Origin of the sequence: Bartonella sp. AA83SXKL, assembly GCF_042196965.1 — a bacterium.
Lineage (GTDB): Bacteria > Pseudomonadota > Alphaproteobacteria > Rhizobiales > Rhizobiaceae > Bartonella.
Map to the genome: position 1 here is coordinate 1 of NZ_JBHIRG010000162.1, position 751 is coordinate 751.

Below are 751 nucleotides of genomic sequence, written 5' to 3' on the forward strand. Positions count from 1 at the left end.
CTCCTCATCCAGAGGTGTAACTTCGCAAAGCAAACCAGACAAAACCTCGCGGTTATGCACTTCCTTATAAAAATCAATAATTGCTTCACCTACCTGTGGTCCAATCCCTTCAATATTGGTAAGCTCCATCCAAGCCTCATTGCCTTCTTTACCCACCTTATCGTCAGGCATAGTAGCTGCCATTGCCGCAGTTTCAAAAGCTGTATAATTTTGATAAGCACGTGCAAGACGGCGGGCATTAACCTCTCCAACATGGCGAATTCCTAGTGCAAATAAAAAACGACTTAAAGGAATTTTTCGGCGCGCATTAATAGCATCATAAAGTTTACGCACTGAAACAGTACCAAACCCCTCCATATTTTCCAAACGGACCAGAGATTTTTCTTGGCGACGTTGTAACGTAAAAATATCAGCTGGCGTATGAATACAAAGCGTTTCATCTTGAATCTGAAAAAAAAATTCCACCTGTTTTTTACCAAGCCCCTCAATATCAAAGGCATTGCGCGAAACAAAATGACGAATACGCTCAATCGCTTGTGCGGGACAAATAAGCCCACCCGTGCATCGACGCACAGCTTCTCCTATTTCACGAACAGCATAACTTCCACAAGCTGGACACAGATAAGGAAAAACAAAAGCAGAAGCATCCTTTGAACGCTTTTCAGCAACAATATCAATAATTTGAGGGATTACATCACCAGCACGCTGTACAATCACTGTATCGCCTACACGAATATCATTTCCCTCACGA

1 protein-coding gene is annotated in these 751 nt (G+C 42.6%); it reads right to left on the minus strand.

From position 1 onward, the window contains the following. Positions 1-751, minus strand: a 751-nt coding sequence (locus tag ACFINO_RS10330; RefSeq protein ID WP_375655733.1) for a helix-hairpin-helix domain-containing protein, incomplete at both ends; no start/stop codon positions are given.